Raw genomic sequence first — 20446 nt, forward strand, 5'->3', positions numbered from 1 at the left:
TCTACCCCGAAAGACTCAGTTTGTCTGCGAACGAGCGCTCAGCCAAGGTGGATAAAAGCGTGTCAATAAGGCCAATAACCCTAGTGCCGTACCTATGACCCCACACCACACGAATAGGGTTGCAACGGATAAGTTGACTAACTGAAATCCCACTAATGCCGCACCCGCGCCGATTAATGCAAAGGGCAGTTGAGTCACCACATGGTCATGGGGTAAGCAGCCAGAGCTCGTCGCGCTCAGCACGCTAGTATCTGAAATCGGCGAGCAATGATCGCCAAATACCGAGCCCGCCATCACAGCACTCAATACCGGCAACAGCAAGCTAGCATCCATGTTATGGGCAATTTCCCCGCCGATGGGGAGCATAATCGCGAAGGTGCCCCAGCTTGAGCCAGTAGCAAAGGCCATGATAGCGCAGAGCAGGAACATCCCCGCCACCAGCAAACTCGGGGATAAATACAATTTAGCCCAGCTCGCTAACAAGCTCGCCACGCCCAGATCTTGGATCACCGCGCCTATCATCCAAGTACAGAGTAAAATCGCGATGGCAAAGGCGATCATCCGCACGCCATGCGCCAAGTCGCCCAGCAGTTTCCCTATGCTTCGGCCCGACAACATCAACAACACTAGCGTCACTAAGGTCGATAACAGACAAGCATCGCGCATCGCAGCGCCAATATCGGCCTTGGCTAACCAAGCCGAAATATCCCATGACGGCACCTGCTGCGCGCCAGACCAAAGAGTTAAACCGACTGAGGCGCCCAGCAAGGTCAGCATAGGGATCGCAAGCAGCCAAGGATTGCCCTTTGAAGACGATAAACTTGGCTCAACGGGCTCAGCCGCCAATAGCGCCTTCTCGATGGAACTAAACCCCATCCCAAACCAAGCCACAATCAGTGACAAGCCTAATGTAGTTATCGCATAAAAATTGGATAAGGCGACGTCGATAAAGGCCTCAAGGGCGGAAACGGGTAAAAAGCTGAGTCCCGCCAGCAGCGCCATCACATAGGGACCCCAGCTAGAAAAAGGCAAGAGTGAACAGAGCGGCGACGCATTAGAGTCGACTAAATAGGCCAGCTGCGTCTGCCGGATACCATAACGCTGGCTCAAAGGTTGGCACACATGCCCCACAGCGAGGCAACTAAAAATACCGTCGATAAAGACCAACCAACCCAACAGCACCACACCAATACGCGCCTGTCGCCCCGTGCGAATACGTCGATATAGCCAATCACCAAATTGCTCGACCGCACCGCTTCTGGCAAGGAGCTGCGTCATGCTGCCCAGCAGTAACATGGCCATCAGCACGTTTAAATGCCACCACTGCCAAGCGTCTTGGCTGTAAAACTGCTTAGCGCCTATTTCCAAGAGATAGCCCAAGCTTTGCAGGATATCGAACTGGGCAATGATTAACGCGCCCGAGAGGATACCGACACCCAGCGCCACTAAGGTACGCCGCAGCCAAAGGGCTAACACTAGGGTTAATAACAGGGGAAGTATCGCAAGCAGATTCGGCGACATGGGCCTTTCCGATAATAAATAAACCCAAGAATACTAACGAGTTAATAACAAATGCAAAAAAACTTAAATTCGCACGCGGTTATCGGGTATTTTTTGACCAAACGAAAAAGACTGCTATTCCTTATGCTCTTGGCACTGCTAGAATCACAGTCCCATCCAGAAACTATAGGACTCTCCAGATGAGCCTTGAATTACTGTCCAAACTGGAAACCAAGATCCAGGCTACACTCGAAACTATCGAGCTTCTAAAAATGGAGCTAGAGGAAGAGAAGCAAAAGACGTCGGCCTTGAATGAGCAAAATCAACAATTATCTGAGCAAAACCAACAATTGCAACAAGAACTCGCTTCTTGGAACGACAAAGTCACTGGACTTGTTGGCCTGCTCAACAGTGAAATCTAAGCTGTTTTAGTTTGATGATTCTGCGATTCAATCAGTTCGTTCAGCTCTAAGATAGCCTGCTTCACTTTTGGCAGGCTTTTTCTTGGCAATAAAAAACGCCCCTTTTCAAATTCTAATCGACCTAAGTCTTTAACCCATATCACGCCAGTGAGAAAAATACGCGCATGCTTTGCAATAAGCTTCGGTGCGTATACAGGGAAAACTCTCATACAACCCCCTACATGCATTCTTGTTGTTATTGATTACAGTTGTTTGACAGAAGCATTACCTATTGAGTTTCATCTCTGATAGATTTTTTTCAAGATTTACAATTCAAACAGCTTAACCAAATGATTTAATTAAATAATCAGTTCAGTTTATTTTACAATAAACAAACGTCAAAAAATTGACTATTGACATTATTTTGACGCATCGTTAAATTAGCCAGGTTACTCAGGGTAAAAATGAGCCCTCTGGCTCAAGTCCGTACTTTCCGATTATCGGAAGTACGGTTTTTTTTTACTCTTTTTTGCCAAACACCTAAGTCCGCAAGCGGCGAGTTTAACTGTCACTACCAAGGGCTCAAGCTTCAGCCAATAAAAAAGGAGCGCTAGGCTCCTTAAATTTTATGCTCGCAGTATCAATCAGTTAGATTACAAAATGATGATAAAACAGCGGCAATCTGGTGATCATTACTGTTTCTTAGCTAAATAGTAAGCGATATCTAACAGTTCATCGTAAGACTTGATCGCACCTGTTTCGACGCGGTACTTGCCATTCACCACTAATGCAGGCACACCTGAAATCTTCGCGTTTTCAGTATCACGCTTCATCTTCGCCATTTGCGCTTTCACCATAAAGGAGTCAGCGGCCGAATCGAAGGCCTTACCGTCAACACCGTTAGCCACGAACAGGGCGCGCACGTCATCACGGTTAGTGAAGTGTTGTTTCTTCTCATGGATAGCAGAAAAAAGAGCCGCATCCATTTTATCGTCCACATTCAGTTGGTGCGCTACCGCAAAGGCGCGAGACATTTCTACGCCCATTTCCTTACCAATAAAGTCTACGTGGGCTTGATTGAATGCCACACCTTCTGGCTTCTCAGCCAAAATTTTAGGCACCACAGTTTTAGAGAAGTTGTAGCAATGTGGGCAATAGAAAGAGAAAAATTCGGTGATTTCTGGCTTAGCTGTCGCTGGGCCGTCGTTAATCACTGTGTAATGTACGCCTTCTTTGTATTCAACTGCCGATACAGTTAATGGAGCCAATAACAGCGCTGCCACCATAAGTAATGCTTTTTTCATGAATTTTCCTTAAATCAATTTTCAAAACTAGCTGGAGCCTAACATATTTCATTTTTTGAGTGTAACTCAAGCCGAGAGTTCAATCGGTTTGGGCTAAGAGGTGCGTAATTCCATCCTGTTCACACATTTAGTAGGGGATCAGGCTCAGCGGCGGTTCATCGAGTGCCGCGAGTTGCTCCTTAAAGGCTAAGATCTGCTGCTCCCAATACTTTTCATCCCCAAACCAGGGGAAATGCATAGGGAAAGCAGGATCTTGCCAACGCCTGCCAATCCAAGCGTTATAGTGCACCATCCGTAATGCGCGTAGGGGTTCAATCAGCGCCAACTGCCGAGTATCGAACTCACAAAACTCTTCATAAGCCTCGAGTAATACCTCGAGTTGCAGTTGCTGCTGCGCTCTATCGCCCGTCAGCATCATCCATAAATCTTGAATAGCCGGCCCCATACGGGCATCGTCTAAATCCACAAATCCCGGCCCATCGGGCGTCCAAAGAATATTCCCCGGATGTAAATCCCCGTGCAGACGAATGGGCGTAAAAGCTTGCTGCGCCCAACGCTGATTCACCTTCGCCAACACTTGCTCCACCACGGTAAAAAACGCGGGGCGTAGTGTGTTGGGTACAAGATCTGACTGCTTTAACCAAGCTAAAGGTTCATCGCCTAAAATCTGGGGATTCAGCGGCTCACGGGCTTTAAATGTCGACTGGGCACCGTACTGGTGTATACGACCGATAAAACGCCCAACAAATTCCAACTGCTCTAAGTTATCCACTTCGAAGGGGCGACCGCCGATGGAGGGAAACAGTGCAAACCGAAAGCCGTGGAAATGATGCAAAGTCTGCCCTTGCACGGATGTGGGCACCGCCATCGGGATTTCCTGCTCGGCAAGCGCGATGGCATAGTCGTGTTCTTCTTGGATCTGCGCATCGGTCCAACGATCGGGGCGATAAAACTTCACCACATAGCGTTGCCCTTCATCGCTGCGAAATTGATACACGCGGTTTTCGTAACTATTGAGCGCGAGTAGACCCGTCTCTGGGTATATCCCGAGACTCTCGATCGCATCTAAAATCAAATCCGGCGTTAAAGCCTGAAAGTCAAAGGCTGCGCCCGAATGCATATCATCGACGACACCCTGAGATGGAACTAATTTATCTTGGCTCATTGCGACTCTCTCATACATAGGACTTTAACAGTGTGGCAAGGTATTCCAATACCTCAAAATCGGCCTCACGTTCCACACTCAGCCAACAGATATTGCCGTAAAACTCATAATTGAGCCAAAGTGAGGTGCCCTCAAACTCCAATAGCCATTGATGGCGATCCGCGCCCCATTGGCGCTCGCGCACTCGACAATCTAAGGCATGGGCTAATGGTTCGGCAAAGGCCTCGAAATGATCAAAATCGATATCGCCGCTCACACTTAAGCTTAAGGCGGCTCTATCTAACTGAATGGCTTCTAATTTCATTTTTACTTCCATCAACTGCTGCACGACATAATCAGCCCTTGTCCCCAATCGGGTGGACGCTTGGCCAGATCTTCGTGCTCAACTTGCTCGGCAAACGGCTGGCGCAACACTTGGTGCAGACGCTCTAGCGGCGCAAGATTGCCCTCCTCCACGGCAATAATGGCCTCCTGAGCCAAATAATTGCGTAGGATGTATTTGGGATTAACGCTATTACGCGCCTGCTGCCAGGCCTCAACATCGGTAACTTTACCCAACCGCACCTGATATGCCTGATACCAAACATCAAACTCATTAAGGTCGATAAAATCATCCCGTAGCGAAGAGTGCGCACTACTCGGGTCAAGCTGACCGAAGCGGCGCCAGGTGTTGCTGTAATCCAGCTGATTTTTCTCCATCAGCACGGTAAAGCGGCCAATCAGTTCTAAGTCCTGCTGATCCTGCTCTGCTGTCGAATCCGCTCGCTCAGCCAGCCCTAACTTAGCGCGCATCAGCATCAAGTAATGCTGTACTAGCGCATGTTGATATTGATTCAAGGCGGCAATTAAATCATCGGACGGGATCACAGGTGTCAACGCCTGCGCTAAACGTTGCAGGTTCCACAGGCCAATACCGGGCTGCTGACCAAAGGCGTAACGCCCTTCTGGGTCGGAATGATTGCAAATAAAGTATTCTTGGAAGGTATCGAGGAAGGCAAACGGGCCAAAATCGAAACTATCCCCCAGAATCGACATATTGTCGGTATTCATCACCCCGTGGGCAAAGCCGATAGCCTGCCAATGGGCGATGAGCTTAGCGGTATCTTGTACTACCTGCAAAAACCAGGCTTTATAGCCCGCCAGATCGCAGCTCAAATGCGGATAATGCTGCTTCAAGGTAAAGTTGAGTAACTGCGTGAGCTTATCGGCTTGACCACGCTCGCTATGGCAGAAAAATTCGAAATGACCGAAACGGATATGGCTACGTGCCAAACGTACGGTAATGGCTGCGGTTTCTTGGCTCTCACGCCAGACGGGCATATCAGAGCCGATCACCGCCAAGGCTCGGGTCGTCGGCACGCCTAAATGATGCAGCGCTTCGGAGACAAGAAACTCCCGCACCGCTGAGCGCATTACGGCTCTGCCATCGCCATGGCGAGAATAGGGCGTCGGCCCGCCGCCTTTGAGTGCCACATCCCATGCACCTTGGGGGCCTAATGCCTCACCCAAAATAATCGAGCGACCATCGCCTAATCTGGGCGTATAGCCACCAAACTGATGGCCACTGTACACCTGCGCATAATAACTTGCGCCCTCAACGGCCGCGTTACCCGATAATCCTTTCAATAGGACATCTGTAGGCTGCTGTAAGTCGATTAACTTGGCGGCATCTTCACTCCACGCCAGCCAATGAGGATTGCTTATCCCCTGTGGATAAACTTGAGCGTAAAACTCAGGTAACTGGGTAAAAAAATCCTGTTTAAACTTCATCAATGCCTTCCCTATTGAACGAGCTGCTTACACACGAGCACGGACTTGTCGTTAAGCTCACACTGTTGACCGCATTGATATACGCCGGCGCCGCTAGCCTCGAAGCCACTCACACCCGATCCGGTTAAGCGTTGTAATCCTTGGGCTTTGCGCTGGCACTGCTCGAGAGTGTCGTAATAACCATTGATATCATCGGTTTGTAATGGCGTCGTTGGCAGTGAGGTCGCCGCAGGATAATAAAATAGCGTCCATTCGGGGGTTTTAGTGCAGCCACTCAACCCAAGGCTGAGGCTGACAAATAAGATGGCCAAGGATAATTTCATTTTGCCGATTCGGTTAAAACAGCTCGCAACATACTTCATAAAAATAGCCCATAAAAAAAGCGAACCTTAGTTCGCCTTTTGCGCGGTAAGTATCAGGATTCTACACGGCTTTACCCGGTTAAATAACCGCTTTTCGGCTAAGGGTATCTCAAGTGCATAGTTAATAGCGTTTGAGCACCAAAGCCTGAGTTCTATTCTCGCGGTCAGAGCAACCTTAGGCCGTCGTCGCTTTCGCCTGCGCCTTCTCGATACGGCTAATTCGTCCTTCAAATCCCGTCACTGTGCCATCGGTTAAACCGAGTTTGATCGCCTCTTGGCAGAGTGCAATCGCTTTATCAAAGTCTTGGGTATCGTTTAACAGGGTCGCGAGCTGCATAAAACCTGGTGTTTTAAGTTCAAGCTCCTTAGGCTTTTCGGTATTCGCACTGTGGAATAACGCAAGATATAGCCCATGTAGCGCTGCGCCATAGGCTAAATATTCGGTCGATTTACGCTGCTTGTAGCACTCTGCAATCACGTTTTGTAAGGCGTTATAGCGAGCCAAGGCAGTATCTGCACTTTGGTATTCTTCTACCGCGCGCTCTAGAGTCACATTCGCCCATGAACCAAGTGCTGCAAGCGACTCGTCTTTCGCCAAAGGAGTGCTTGCCACCTCTGGTGAACTCTCGACGCTTTCTTTAGCTTTAACGGGCACGTCGACTACCGGATCTTCTTTAACCTCACTCGCCTTAATGACCAAAACGTCATCCTCAGGGATTGCAGAGTCTTTATCGGCATCCGCAGCATGAGTATCGGCAAGGATAATCACATTCTCGTCATGGGTTGTAGCGGGGATCTCAACGTCGATAATATCTTCACTCAGCTCAACACGACTCGCTGGCTCAACGTCCCTTGGCATTAATTCAACCTCGGGCGCTTTGGCCGCAGCGGCTTCTGACTCGTTCGTCGCAGAAGGAGCAAGGTCAGGCGTAGGTTCAGCCTCATCGGGCGAAGCGCTTGTATCCCTTGTCTTTTCGGTTGATTTCTTCGCCATCATTGCCTCTTGCTCTTCCTTCGCCAAGCGCTGGGCACGACGAAATAAAAACACTCCGATAGCGATCAGTATAAAAACGACAACGACCTTCATTCTTCTTCACCTTTAATGGCTGCTTCCCATCAGAAGCAATTGCAGTTGGCTTGCCAGGGCGACTGGATGACCTGAAGCTGGCAAGGGATTCTGTCCAAAAGTTGAGCAGAGATTAACCGCTATTAAAGTCCATAGTGTCTGTGTAAATCAAGTATTTATGCCGTTTTATCCGATCTTGCACGCAAATCGATAGGCGCAATTCGGCTAGACTGTTAGGGTTTATGACCATTTGCAAAATTAAGGAAAGCCTAATGCAAAACATTCTGATCGTTGCCCACGCCAGCCCCTATGGCACTGAAAAACTCTTCAATAGCCTACGTATCGCTTTGGCGCTGAAGGATCAAACAGAGCAACAAGTTGATTTAAAAATCTTTTTAATGTCAGATGCGGTGTTTGGCGCCCTTAAGCATCAAACGACTCCAGACCTCAGTTACAACCTACAACAGATGTTTGAAATCCTAAGCGCTCAGCAAGTCCCTATTTTACTCTGTAAAACCTGCGCCCAAGCGCGGGGCGTTAACCCCGAAATGCTGCTCGAAGGCGCACAAATAGGCACTCTGCAGGATCTCACCCGCTGGACGCTGGCCGCCGATAAGGTGATGCATATTTAAAGTCTCATTTTGTGCGCATCTTCATAAATTGACACTTCAGTTTTGAACAAGCCCGCGCCGCTGCTTATGATGGGATTATCCGAGTGACAGACTAAGGTATTCCCATGGACTCAGCGGCACTACTTACAGGTAAACTGCGCTACGAGCATGAAACCATTAGCGCGATGGCGAAAATCTATTGTAAAGCTAAGCACCAAGGCCAAACGGCATCCGGCCTGTGTGAAGAATGTTTAGCGCTGCTAGAATATGCCGCCGTTCGACTCGATCGCTGCCCCTACGGACAAGATAAACCCACCTGCAATAAGTGCCCTGTGCACTGCTATAAACCCGCACAAAAGGCGCAGGTCAAAGAGATCATGATTTTCGCCGGCCCACGAATGCTGTTACCGCATCCAATTCGCGCAATCAAACACTTACTGGCAGAGCGTCAGCCGGTTCCCGCATCTGTGCCAGAGGCGGCCTCTAATCGCCATCAACGCATCGCAATTTCACAGAAAAACCTTTAGTAACACTTTTGCGCCTCGAAATTCCCTGTTATAACAGGGCGTCGAGGTGTTAAAAATGAACGAGTTTAATACGTTTTTTGCTCAAGCCTATTGGTGGTTATCCCTATTTGGTGGCTTACATTGCCTCGCGTTAGCTATTTATATTCGCTATTTCTACCACTCCAACAATAATCAAAGACTGCTCGCGGGTTTCTTAAGCCTTGTTGGCCTGTATTTTCTGACAGGCATGCTCAACCGCGATAACACCCCCATCCCAATCCATGTGTTATTTAACCTGATCACCCCGATTTATTTTTTACTCATGCCGCTGCTCTACCTCTACTGCAAACGCAGCCTAGAGCAAAGCACTGAGCCTGTGGGATTCTCACGGCATTATTGGCCAGCATTGATCACACTGTTTCTCGCCATGCTGGATATGGTTGTACGGCTAAACTTGCACAAAAATGCCCTTTGGTTTCAGGCAGAATTTTTTAAACATCGCCAAGATATCGACCTCAGCCACTGGAGTCTGGCCTTGCCTCTGTTGCTGTTTATCCAAACGGCGACCTATTTTTTTGCACTCTGGCGACTATTCCAACGACATAAGCTGCGCCAACAACAGCGTAACGAGGCACCGCAGCAAACCTTAAAGCTGATCCGTTTTCGCTGGTTGTTCGGCCTGACCTTGGCCATGCTATTTAACTGGCTGTTAAGGGTATTTGTGGTGGTGCTTCCCTTTTATCTTGGAGATTCGCTCTCGACCCTATCCCATGCGCTGCCACGCTTAAGCCTGCTGCTAAGCTTTTACCTACTGGCGGCATACGGCCTGAAGCAAATCACCCGCACCGCCTATCTCAAGGGACATATGTCAGCCCCTCAGCCAAAGGCGGAGCCTCAGGCGGGAGAAATACTCACTCCTGAAGAATTTGAATTTATTCAACAACTACAGCAGGAATCGAATGAAGGCTCTGAAAAAATCACCAATACGCCCTCTCGCTCGAAGAACTAATTCACCCTAAAGCACTCAAAACTGGCACACTGTCACCCTGTAAAAACTGAACCCCAGCTGACATGAACTCAGCTTTAGGCTGTCATTTGTTAAAACAAAGGGTAGTCTGATGGAACCTAAGCATTAAGGAGGAACGCCATGAAATCATTTTTATCCCTTATCGTCGCATCAACCTGTCTGATTGCCAGCTTTATGGCACCCGCAGCTCAGGCCGACGATAGCTACACCGAGGCTTTAAATAATTTTCACCAAGCAAAGGAAACGCGCAAATTTTTTGATACCGCCTATGGTTATGCCCTTTTCCCCACTGTCGGTAAAGGCGGAATTGGTATTGGCGCCGCCTACGGTAAAGGTCGCGTCTTTCAAGCAGGTCAATATATGGGAGACTCTAGCCTGACTCAGCTCTCCATTGGTTTTCAGCTAGGCGGACAAGCCTATAGCGAAATCATCTTCTTTAAGGATGCCAAATCCTACAACGAGTTCACTAGTGGCAGTTTCGAGTTCGATGCACAGGCCTCGGCCGTTGCGATTAACATGGGCGCAAATGCGAAAGCGGGCACCACAGGCAACTCGGCAGGCGCAGGCCAAGCGGGTGGTAATCAATCGGCAACTGCCGCCTATATCAATGGTATGGCGGTATTTACCGTTGCCAAAGGTGGATTAATGTTTGAAGCAGCGCTGGCGGGACAATCCTTCTCCTTCGAGCCCAGAGGCAACTAAGTTTTAGTCCATGTCGTCCCCATTAAAAAACCTCCTATTCCACAGGATTAGGAGGTTTTCTTTTATCCCCGATAGCGATTACTCATGTCGCTGAAACCAAACCATGACACAGCAGAGTATCTAAGAACAATGACTTAGCTAAATCATATACCCATACATTGACATAAAATAAACCCATAGTCTGACAAATAAGAAATCCAAAAATAACTCAAGTGATAAGTGTAATTTTACTACGAATATCCATATAAACCTTTGCAAACTTACAATGGGATAGAAGCGTGCTACGAAGTTCTAGTTACTCTGACATCTCGGATAACCTCATCTACTCCAAATCACATAAATTGCCTACAAACTGATGACCAGTTTCACTCATTCACTACACCCAGTTCCTTTTTCTTCACTGAAAACTTTAAGGACAACCGTAAAATTCAGCCTTATAGTTTAAAAATTCACATAACAAGTGTTTTGTAAAAATTTTTTTTGTATTAGAATTGTGCAAATGGCGACCACTGTCTAAAGATTTCGACAGGCAGACTTCGCAACTTCTATACATTGATCGGGGGACTCAATGAGCATTTTAGAAAATTTCATAAGGTTACTTTTCTCGTTTTTGGAGCTATTTTTACTTCCAGTTTACTTAAGCAAGATTCACGTGTACCACTTTTGAGAAGATGCCTGTATCTACACACTCAATTAGAGTGCAGCAGTGATTATCTGAATTCTGAGCTATTATGAAAATTAATACAAATGTTGACATCGGCAATAAATTGAGAATTGCTAGATTAAGCAAAGGATTATCATTGGATAACCTTGCAGAAAAAATAGGTTTAAGTAAAGCATTACTTTGGGAAATTGAAAATAGAAGTGTTGAAAATTTGGATATACAAATACTTAATGTCATTATTAAAGAGTTAAGTATAACCTACGACAGTGCCTTTGAGAACTATATTAAAGATACTAGTATTTTAAATGATTACAGTTTGCTAGAGCCAGAACAAAAACAAATAGTCCGAGAGTTAATTAAGAATCTAACGCAGAATAATTAAAATATAAATTCCCAATAAAATAGTAATGTATAAAGGCAGTTTACAAACTTAATCAATAAATAGAACTTTGATAATTAAAAATTCTACTATATGATACACATTTTTTGTATCAAAGTGCTGTATTCGAGATTTTTAAACATTATCTTGAAGCAATAATTCTAAAATCTGCCTATGTTATATATTGAGTATAAAATTATATATCTTCCATTATTTACAAGTATAAATTAATTTAAATAGTTAAGATATAGTTATAACGCACCTTCGAATTATTAGTCACTTAACTACTTTGAGCTTGTAGAATCAGAATTATTATAAGTAAAGTTATGCACTTCTTACTTGATAGCAAGACTTATTATGTCACTATCACTTGAATCGTTACTGCCTGGCTAGCAACTCAATTAACCACCACTCTGACACACTTAAAAACTGCAATTGCTCAGAGCACATCCCTCGTGCATTCAAAAGCGGCAGATAGATGATCTCTTCTAGATTCTTCATCTTCACTGAAAATCTTAAGCATAAAAAATTGGTTCCCTCTTAGATATTCACATTTTTCATAACAGGTGTTTTGTTAAATGTTTTTTTGTATTAGAATTGCTCAAATGACGAGCTATGCCTATAAGTTTAGACAGGTAGGCTTCGTTACTTCTGCACTTCAATCGGAGGACTCAATGAGCATTTTTGAAAAAAATCATAAGGTTACTTTTCTCATTTTCGGAGCAGTTTTACTTCTAGTTGGGTGTGAGCAATCCCAAATAGATACCAAAGAGACAGTTTCAAGGCCTGTTAAACTCTTGCAAGTGGAGCAGACCCCTAGTACATCAACGTATCGATATCCAGGTAGCGTGTCATCGGTTAAAGAAGCCGTTTTGGCTTTCGAAGTACCTGGTAAAGTAATTAAATTGCATGTAAAAGAAGGTGATTTTGTCAAACAAGACACAGTATTAGCTGAAATTGATGATCGTGATTATCAAGCACAACTTGACAGTGCAAAGTCTGATTTAATTGTTGCTAAGTCTGATTTTCAAAGGTATGAAAAGGCGTTAAAAGCAGATGCTGTTACTCCTCAAGCATTCCAGCAAGCGAAAAGAAATCTTGAAGTTGCACAAGCTGCCTTTAATCAAGCAGATAAAGCTTTAACAGAAACCAAACTAATAGCTCCATTTGCAGGGCGCGTAGTTACAAGAGAAATAGACCTCTTTGCAACAGTACATGCTAAGCAACCTATTATGCAGTTGCATAGCGAATCTGCGTATGAAATGGTTGTAAGCGTTCCAGAATCGGATTGGGCGCAAGGAGAAAGAGTCAACTCCGCGGCTGACATAAAGCTTGATAATCAGTTATTTGTTACCCTAACAGCATTTCCCGATAAAAGGTTCGAGGGCAAAATAACTGAATTCTCCGGCCAAGCAGACGCCGCAACCAGAACTTATAAAGTAAAAGTAGCTTTTTCAGTACCAGACAAAACGCCTATCAGCTCAGGCATGACAGGGCATGCTATTTATTTGTCATCTAATGAGTCAACAAACATTCTTTCAATCCCATTAGATGCAATTGTGGGAAATAGTGATAATTCGGCCTTTGTATGGCTATATGACCCCATAAATGGACAAGTTACCAAAAAAAGTATAACCATCGGAAATATCACTGAGCAAACTGTCAACGTTCTTTCAGGTTTAAAAGTTGGTGATGTGATTGCTGTATCCGGTGTTCATAGCCTTTATGACGGCTATCCTGTTTATCCAATGAAGGATTAAATTATGAGTATTGCATCAGTTGCTATCAATAATAGGGTAGTTACGCTTGTTTTGACTGTAGTTATGCTTATTGCTGGCTTATACATTTTTAATGGGATGAGCCGATTAGAAGATCCCGAATTCACGATAAAAGATGCATTAATAATTACTCCCTACAATGGAGCTTCAGCATTAGAAGTTGAGCAAGAAGTAACTGAGTTGCTCGAAAAAACTGTTCAACAATTGGGTGAGCTAGATAAGGTAACATCAAAATCCGAACGAGGCTTATCAACTATTACAGTAACAATAAAAGAACAATATAATAAGGAAACTTTGCCACAAGTATGGAATAAGCTAAGGCAAAAAATAGATGATGTAAAATACTATTTACCACCAGGTGCTGGTCCATCTTTAGTGATCGATGATTATGGTGATGTCTATAGCATTTTTATGGTAGTTAGCGGCGATGGATACAGTTTTAAGGAATTAAAAACATACGTAAACGATCTGCAGCAACAATTACTTTTAGTAAATGGCGTAGGGAAAATAACAACTTTCGGCGAAAAGAGCGAAGCAATCTATATTGAGTTTAATCGCTCTCGCATGGCTCAGTTAGGTATATCACCAGAAATAGTAGCCGCTCAATTGAACGGTAAGGGGTTGGTAGTTGATGCTGGCAGAGCACATGTCGGAAGTTCTAGCATCGCCGTTTCCACAACAGGTGGTTTCACAAAAGTTAGCGATTTCGAAAAGTTACTTATTACTCACGATACAAAACAGTTTTACCTAAGCGACATAGCTAAAGTTAGCAGAGGCTACGTTTCCCCAAGTACACAGTTAATTAACTTTGATGGTAAGGCCGGAATCGGCTTGGGAATATCAACAGTATCAGGTGGAAATACTGTTGATATGGGTGAAGCTGTTTTAGCAAAACTATCTGAATTAGAAAGCCAACGACCTGCAGGAATAGAGTTTGGCTATGTTTCATTACAATCTGAAGGTGTTAAAGAGGCCATTTCCGGTTTTACATCAAGCTTAGCTGAAGCTGTTATTATTGTTATAGTGGTTTTACTTTTCTTTATGGGTTTGAGAAGTGGCCTTCTTATAGGATTTGTATTAATTTTAACCATCGCAGGATCGTTCATATTCCTTGCCCCCATGGGAGTAGCATTAGAACGCATTTCTCTTGGCGCATTAATTATTGCACTGGGTATGTTAGTTGATAATGCGATTGTTGTGGTCGATGGCATTTTGATAAGAATGCAAAAAGGCGAAAGTGCAGAAAGTGCGGCACCTAGAGTTGTAAATCAATCAGCTTGGCCTTTACTAGGAGCGACATTAATTGCAATCCTAGCTTTTGCAGCTATTGGCACCTCAAATGATGCTACTGGTGAGTATTGTCGCTCATTATTCCAGGTTGTAATGGTATCTCTGTTATTGAGCTGGGTAACAGCAGTAACTATTACCCCACTTCTATGTGTAATGTACTTAAAAGCGCCTAAAAGTACTGATAAGACCTCACCATATCAAGGAACATTTTATACAAAATACAGAGGCTTATTAGCATCTAGTATCCGACATAGATACTTAAGTTCAGCATCAATTATTGGCATTTTTGCTCTGTCATTATGGGGGTTCTCGTTTGTTCAGCAGAACTTTTTCCCCAGCTCAACTAGGGCACAATTTATGGTTGATTTCTGGTTGCCACAAGGAACACACATAGAAGAAACCCAGAAACATGCTGAATCAGTTGAAAATTACTTAGGAAATCTAGCAAATGTTGAGCACGTTACTACAACCATTGGTGAAGGTGCATTGCGATTTCTACTTACCTACCAGCCTCAGCAATCCAATAGCAGCTATGCGCAATTTTTAGTAGATGTAGACGATTACACGGTAATCAAAACACTAATACCTAAAATTGAAGTCGAGCTTTTACAAAAATATCCTGATGCTCTTGTTTATGCCTCACCTTTTGAGTTAGGGACTGGTACAGCTGGTAAAATCCAAGCAAGGATCAGTGGACCTGATACGGATGTTCTAAGAGAAACATCTGATAAAGTTCTTGAAGTATTCTCTAAAGAAAGCAATACCAAAGGAGTCAGAACTGACTGGCGAAACAAACAGCTTTACATAGAGGCTGTTCTTGCTGAAGAACAAGCAAATATAAATGGAATTAATAGAGGAATGGTTGCAGAAGCCATTAAGGAATCATTTGAAGGAGTAACTACCGGAGTATATAGAGAAAATGATTTACTACTGCCAATTATTATACGAGCTAATGAAAATGAACGTTCAGATATTACAAATATAGAGAATGTGCAAATTTGGAGTCCCAATGCACAAAAAATGATCCCCCTAAGACAAGTTGTTCAAAGTTTTGAAACAAAGTTTGAAGATGGTTTAATTCTTAGAAGAAATAGGGAACGAACTATCACAATTTTTGCTGATCCGGTTACCGGCACAGCTTCAGAATTGTTGGCGACATTAAAACCACAAGTAGAAGCTATTAAAATACCACCAGGATACACTTTGGAATGGGGGGGAGAATATGAAGACTCAAGTAAAGCGGAGAAGGGACTAGCCTCGAGTATCCCGATATTCATCTTATCGATGATATTAATAACTATAGTAATCTTTAACTCGTTAAAACAAACATTAGTTATTTGGTTATGTGTACCTCTGGCTTTAATCGGTGTAACAGCAGGTATGCTAGCAACTAATCAACCATTTGGATTTATGGCATTACTAGGATTTTTAAGCCTCATTGGCATGCTTATAAAGAATGCTATTGTTCTTGTTGATGAAATTAATCTAGAACAAAGTCAAGGTAAATCACTTATAAACTCCATATTAGATTCCGGAGTAAGCAGGCTACGTCCAGTTGCGATGGCGGCTCTTACTACTGCATTAGGTATGATTCCGCTTATTTTTGATGCATTTTTTGTTTCAATGGCAGTTACCATAATTTCTGGTTTAATGTTTGCTACCGCTCTAACAATGATCGTATTACCAATAGTATATGCACTAATATTTAAAGCTGAAAATCCTTAGCACAACACTTGCCGTGTGACATTAGTCACACGGCAAGTTGTGGACTAATGAGGCTAAGTATACCTTTTTTAAATTGAGCAATTTTTTCTATCGACAACCTTTCTGGATAAATAGATTGCATTATCATCATGCCATCTCCCATAGCACTTAACTGTTCGGCTAGTATTTCTGCAGGGATGTCATTTCTAATTTGTTTGGACTTTTGTCCACTCTCTATAAAATGTTTTAGTTGGGAAATGAAAATGTCATACCTTTTTTGGGCATAATCAATAAAAGTTTTATCTTCGGCAGCATAGAATTGCACTTGTAAAAAAGCTTTCCATATTTCACCACCATCACTATAAGTCCAGTTAATCCACTCCTCTACAGCCTGTTTTATATCAATTTCAGTATTTTTAGCTAATAAAAGCGAAAACCTATTAAATAATTCATCCGAAACTCCTTTCATTAACTCACTTTTATTAGAAAAATAGTAAGTAATAGCACCTGTAGTTACCTGCGCTTTACTTGCAAGGTTACGCATCGACAATCCTGCATAACCATCAGTGACAAGCAAATTAATCGCTGTACAAAGCAACTCATTTCTTTTTTCATCATGATCACCAACTGGACGTCCACGCGAAGATTTAGTTATTTTTTTTGTATTCATACTTATCCATCAAAATAGAGTTTTTATTACAATATTAATTTCGCGAGTTACATTTCTCAACGACACTCTTTTACGTTAAGCTACAGCACACTCAAAAAAGCAAGCTGAATTTCAGCATGTTTCGCACTAACATTAACCGCAAAAACCACACATAACCAACTGTTATAAAACAACTTATAAGAGCAAGCATCAATAGGCTATACTTCCCTAAAACAGAATTTTGTATGCATAAAATAGCATTGTTGTTCTTCGCTGAAACGTATTTTTTCTAAAAATTGTCTACCCCCTCTAAAATTGGGAGCCAGATTGATGCTGCATTGCAGAACTATGAACCCTATATTTTATTCTGTACCGCTATTTTAAGCATCAACCTTGATTTTAAGACATGAGTCTTCACAGTTTTATTATAATATTACTTAATGAATTTATCATTAACAGGCTATAGTTATGAGTAAGTGCAGAAAACGCCTACTAATTGCATTTTTCATCACTAAGCACAGAGACCAGTATGTCGAAAGAACAGAGTTAACCGATTAGATGTTCGTTATCTAATAATGGTATAGCTTGAAGTAATTCGAACCAACACTGGGTATAAGACCCTTACTAAACCAGGGCAACAAACATAAATGTATGAGTATGAGATAATGATTAATAGTCGCTTTCAACTTCAGATTACTATATTTTTTCACTTTAAAAACAGTAGGATATAACTTTTCTGGTGTCATCAAATGTTTGTTCCACCCGGCTGGATTAATAAACTGGTGCAATCCCCAATAGTTTGGCAACCAAGCCATTAATCAAATAAAATCAATACGTTAAAATGTATTAAAAGTCATTTAATCAAAATAGACACAAATTAAAGCTGGCTATGCTAAATTAAATGATGTTAATAAACCGGTTAGAAACAGGGGATTATGATGATAAATAGTGACAATTCAACTTTATTAACATTTATTGAAATCATAAAATTTGAGGCAAGTGAAAAATATTTGATAAAAAAATATTTTGATTATCGTATTTGTACTACAGCGATACTGTTATTACTAATACCCTTAGGATTTGCAGAAGGCTTATTTGACCATATAACCACACCTGAATTGAATGGTGAGCTACTAGAACTTAGATTATATATGTTTTTTTTGATTATCCCTGCGATTTTAACATTTAAGGCAAAGAGTGTTAAAATCGCAACAGCAACTATTATTGTGACTGTGATCTTCATATCTTTTCTTTCAATAAAAATGGCTGAGATTTTAGGTGAAGAGGCTATTTATACAGTTACTACCGTGGCTATTTACCCTTTCCTTATATTCTTCATTTTAATTGGACTTTCAATATACATCCAAATTACTGCCCTATTTTCTGCTTTTTTGTTTGTTATACATTACAAGTTAGATGCAGCTACGAATATGGATCTGCAAAACATTTATTTCCAAATAGCATTTCTTTATAGTCTTGCCGCATTGTTAGTAATGCTAATTTTCTCTTGGAGTTATTACAATCGTTATTGCCTTGAACTGGCTCTAGAAAAGGGGTCAAGAACTGATCCATTAACAGGTGTAGCTAATCGAAGACATTTTGATAGTTTGCTTAAATCCGAGGTGAATCGAAACTCTAGATTTGGAAGCGCTTGTGCTCTCATTATACTAGATATAGATTTTTTTAAGCGCATTAATGATACATACGGACACCCAACTGGAGATAGTGTTATTTGTTCCCTTGCGAATTTCTGCGTAACCCTCTCCCGGGAAACAGATCTGGTGGCTCGACTAGGTGGAGAAGAATTTGCAATAATTCTCCCCGATACAAACATTAGTAGTGCAAAGAATCTAGGAGAACGAATCAGGTTACATGTTGAGAACCAATCTTTAATAAGTGAAACAGGAGAGAAAGTAATATGGACAATTAGCTTGGGGATCTCCGCCTTACAAGAACACAAAATTACTAAAAATAATAATGAGTTTATTGCTGAGCAATTAATTCAGCATGCAGATACAGCTCTTTACGAGGCTAAAAAAGGCGGACGTAATAGAACTGTTTTATATGACAGTGAATAAAAGATCTCATTGAATTACCAACAATTCGCTAAACGACTGTCAACTCCTGAATAACACATATGACATGTATTACTTGACGTAACTTCAACCTGTAAGGCATGCAATCACTTCTGCATTATAACATCTATTTACGTGCAGAAATCGAGCAGTTTTGAGCTGTTTTTGAAGCGAATTGTTAGATTATGTCGATAGTCTTCACGTATGCACATGAAACAGCATAAAAATTCAGATTTTGACTCACATCTGACTTTTCACTTAGGGGAGCAGAAACATCTCAGTACACAACGAACACGAGATAGCTGAGCTTTATATGTGAATCTGTATGTGAGGAACAGATTCACAAGCTCACTTTAGGACAAAACTGAGCTAGGCACTTTGTTTATTGAAAATAAAAAACCTCTCCCCATAATAATGGAAAGAGGTTTTGCTGCCTTTTCGGCGGGTATCTCAAAGTCAACTTGTAAATGACGATTTTCACGATTTTCAGCTGCCTATTCGGCAGGTCACAGTTTGGGGCTGAGTTTGCCATTTTCCTAAATATTTTCAGCTGCCTATTCGGCAGGTCACGATGAAGCAGACCACCTCGATTACCCCACGCTATTTTCAGCTGCCTATTCGGCAGGTCACACTATTTATCAAGACCTTCTTTAAAATCAAACATTTTCAGCTGCCTATTCGGCAGGTCACAGTTTGGGGCTGAGTTTGCCATTTTCCTAAACATTTTCAGCTGCCTATTCGGCAGGTCACTATACACTTATAAAATAAACCTATATAAAATCAATTACTAGAGCCAAAATTCAGAAAATAACCATATAATATTTTAAACAGATAATTGGCTTTAAAATTAAAACGTTACAGTAACCACCAAACCAAAAGGTCAGATTTTATCTACAAGATGAGATAGCTCCGGTACTGTTCCATTTAGTTGTAAATTGCTAGCAACCCCATAGCTACTAAACAATGGTTCAGTTTGCTCCTTTGCTACCATTTTCTGTATATGAAGAAGGTAATCTTGCTTATTACTACCGCTGCTGATTGCTATACGATGAAAAGTGTAAAACTCTCTTGGCTGGATATTTTTTATAGGATTAAATGTCTCACCTCGAACTAACGCTCGTTTTTCCAAACGTTTTAAGCGTCTGCGGGCCTCACCAACAAAAATCTTTGCAATTGCCTGATTACGTTTGAACATCACTTCAGCACAATCATCAGGCACCATTTCAACATTACCAAGGCTAAAAAAGCCACATTCTTTCATATATTGAAAATAGGATTGTTGCTTCAGCTCACTCAATACAATTTCATCAGAATGAACAAAAGCAATGACATTCCCGATAGACGCGTCTGACCAAGCAGGAAACGTCAACCCAAGACCTTTAATTTCATGTTTGCAGATATATCCATGCATAACTGAGATACAACGCCCCATTAGCAGGGCCAAGTTTGCTTCTTGTGGTAAGAAACGCACCATAAAATAGTAGCGCTGCATA

The 20446-nt window shown here is 42.5% G+C and carries 19 protein-coding genes and 1 CRISPR repeat array; of the genes, 9 read left to right on the plus strand and 10 right to left on the minus strand.

Translation table 11 applies throughout. The features are described from left to right. Window positions 1-15: 15 nt before the first annotated feature. Window positions 16-1521, minus strand: coding sequence for a Na+/H+ antiporter NhaC family protein (locus SHEWANA3_RS20040; RefSeq protein ID WP_011718572.1), 1506 nt, complete (start codon window positions 1519-1521; stop codon window positions 16-18). Between the two features lie 179 nt (window positions 1522-1700). Between SHEWANA3_RS20040 and SHEWANA3_RS20045 the strand changes: the two genes are divergently transcribed. Next, window positions 1701-1922: a cell division protein ZapB gene (locus tag SHEWANA3_RS20045; RefSeq protein ID WP_011718573.1), complete on the plus strand. Its 222-nt coding sequence runs from the start codon at window positions 1701-1703 to the stop codon at window positions 1920-1922. On the opposite strand, the gene SHEWANA3_RS20050 is transcribed toward SHEWANA3_RS20045, so the two are convergent. From SHEWANA3_RS20050 to SHEWANA3_RS20080, 7 genes are all read right to left on the minus strand, one after another. Continuing rightward, the gene (locus SHEWANA3_RS20050; RefSeq protein WP_011624366.1) at window positions 1919-2131 is read right to left on the minus strand and encodes a DUF1107 domain-containing protein; all 213 of its coding nucleotides are present in this window, start codon (window positions 2129-2131) and stop codon (window positions 1919-1921) included. The two genes, SHEWANA3_RS20045 and SHEWANA3_RS20050, sit on opposite strands and share 4 nt — an antisense overlap. A 462-nt stretch (window positions 2132-2593) precedes the next feature. Next, window positions 2594-3205 carry a thiol:disulfide interchange protein DsbA/DsbL gene (locus SHEWANA3_RS20055; protein ID WP_011718574.1) on the minus strand — a complete coding sequence of 204 codons (612 nt, stop codon included), beginning with the start codon at window positions 3203-3205 and terminating at the stop codon, window positions 2594-2596. A gap of 127 nt (window positions 3206-3332) precedes the next feature. Continuing rightward, window positions 3333-4370: a serine/threonine protein kinase gene (locus SHEWANA3_RS20060; protein ID WP_041412837.1), complete on the minus strand. Its 1038-nt coding sequence runs from the start codon at window positions 4368-4370 to the stop codon at window positions 3333-3335. A 10-nt stretch (window positions 4371-4380) separates the two neighbouring features. Continuing rightward, a complete protein-coding gene (locus SHEWANA3_RS20065; RefSeq protein ID WP_086017278.1) occupies window positions 4381-4674 on the minus strand; it encodes a DUF3630 family protein in 294 nt (97 codons plus the stop codon). Window positions 4675-4685: 11 nt separating this feature from the next. Then, a complete protein-coding gene (locus tag SHEWANA3_RS20070; RefSeq protein WP_011718577.1) occupies window positions 4686-6140 on the minus strand; it encodes a protein adenylyltransferase SelO in 1455 nt (484 codons plus the stop codon). Between the two features lie 11 nt (window positions 6141-6151). After that, complete coding sequence (locus tag SHEWANA3_RS20075) at window positions 6152-6463, minus strand: hypothetical protein (protein ID WP_041413181.1); 312 nt, start codon at window positions 6461-6463, stop codon at window positions 6152-6154. A gap of 214 nt (window positions 6464-6677) precedes the next feature. Then, window positions 6678-7589, minus strand: a complete 912-nt coding sequence (locus SHEWANA3_RS20080; RefSeq protein ID WP_011718579.1) for a hypothetical protein — start codon at window positions 7587-7589, stop codon at window positions 6678-6680. 251 nt (window positions 7590-7840) lie between these two features. Here SHEWANA3_RS20080 and SHEWANA3_RS20085 point away from each other — a divergent pair, with 251 nt between their 5' ends. From SHEWANA3_RS20085 to SHEWANA3_RS20115, 7 genes are all read left to right on the plus strand, one after another. Then, window positions 7841-8200 carry a DsrE family protein gene (locus SHEWANA3_RS20085; protein WP_011624373.1) on the plus strand — a complete coding sequence of 120 codons (360 nt, stop codon included), beginning with the start codon at window positions 7841-7843 and terminating at the stop codon, window positions 8198-8200. A 104-nt stretch (window positions 8201-8304) separates the two neighbouring features. Continuing rightward, window positions 8305-8706 carry a nitrous oxide-stimulated promoter family protein gene (locus tag SHEWANA3_RS20090; RefSeq protein ID WP_011718580.1) on the plus strand — a complete coding sequence of 134 codons (402 nt, stop codon included), beginning with the start codon at window positions 8305-8307 and terminating at the stop codon, window positions 8704-8706. Between the two features lie 55 nt (window positions 8707-8761). Next, window positions 8762-9694 carry a hypothetical protein gene (locus tag SHEWANA3_RS20095; RefSeq protein WP_011718581.1) on the plus strand — a complete coding sequence of 311 codons (933 nt, stop codon included), beginning with the start codon at window positions 8762-8764 and terminating at the stop codon, window positions 9692-9694. A 138-nt stretch (window positions 9695-9832) separates the two neighbouring features. Further along, window positions 9833-10414 (plus strand): lipid-binding SYLF domain-containing protein, encoded by a 582-nt coding sequence (locus tag SHEWANA3_RS20100; protein WP_011624854.1) that lies wholly within the window; start codon window positions 9833-9835, stop codon window positions 10412-10414. Between the two features lie 731 nt (window positions 10415-11145). Continuing rightward, window positions 11146-11460 carry a helix-turn-helix transcriptional regulator gene (locus SHEWANA3_RS23665; RefSeq protein WP_041412840.1) on the plus strand — a complete coding sequence of 105 codons (315 nt, stop codon included), beginning with the start codon at window positions 11146-11148 and terminating at the stop codon, window positions 11458-11460. A gap of 671 nt (window positions 11461-12131) precedes the next feature. Then, complete coding sequence (locus SHEWANA3_RS20110; protein ID WP_011718582.1) at window positions 12132-13217, plus strand: efflux RND transporter periplasmic adaptor subunit; 1086 nt, start codon at window positions 12132-12134, stop codon at window positions 13215-13217. Window positions 13218-13220: 3 nt separating this feature from the next. Further along, entirely contained in the window at window positions 13221-16250 is a 3030-nt protein-coding gene (locus SHEWANA3_RS20115; protein WP_011718583.1) for an efflux RND transporter permease subunit, read from the plus strand. Between the two features lie 25 nt (window positions 16251-16275). Here the strand turns inward: SHEWANA3_RS20115 and SHEWANA3_RS20120 are convergent, their stop codons facing one another. Beyond that, complete coding sequence (locus SHEWANA3_RS20120; protein WP_011718584.1) at window positions 16276-16899, minus strand: TetR/AcrR family transcriptional regulator; 624 nt, start codon at window positions 16897-16899, stop codon at window positions 16276-16278. Between the two features lie 914 nt (window positions 16900-17813). On the opposite strand from SHEWANA3_RS20120, the gene SHEWANA3_RS20125 reads away from it, so the two are divergent. Further along, a complete protein-coding gene (locus tag SHEWANA3_RS20125; protein ID WP_011718585.1) occupies window positions 17814-18956 on the plus strand; it encodes a GGDEF domain-containing protein in 1143 nt (380 codons plus the stop codon). A gap of 419 nt (window positions 18957-19375) precedes the next feature. After that, window positions 19376-19703: direct repeats of the CRISPR family, unit length 28 nt; unit sequence ATTTTCAGCTGCCTATTCGGCAGGTCAC. A gap of 130 nt (window positions 19704-19833) precedes the next feature. Here SHEWANA3_RS20125 and cas6f read toward each other — a convergent pair. Continuing rightward, a complete protein-coding gene (gene cas6f, locus SHEWANA3_RS20130) occupies window positions 19834-20445 on the minus strand; it encodes a type I-F CRISPR-associated endoribonuclease Cas6/Csy4 (RefSeq protein ID WP_011718586.1) in 612 nt (203 codons plus the stop codon). Window position 20446: the final 1 nt, after the last annotated feature.

Origin of the sequence: Shewanella sp. ANA-3 (genome assembly GCF_000203935.1) — a bacterium.
Lineage (GTDB): Bacteria > Pseudomonadota > Gammaproteobacteria > Enterobacterales > Shewanellaceae > Shewanella.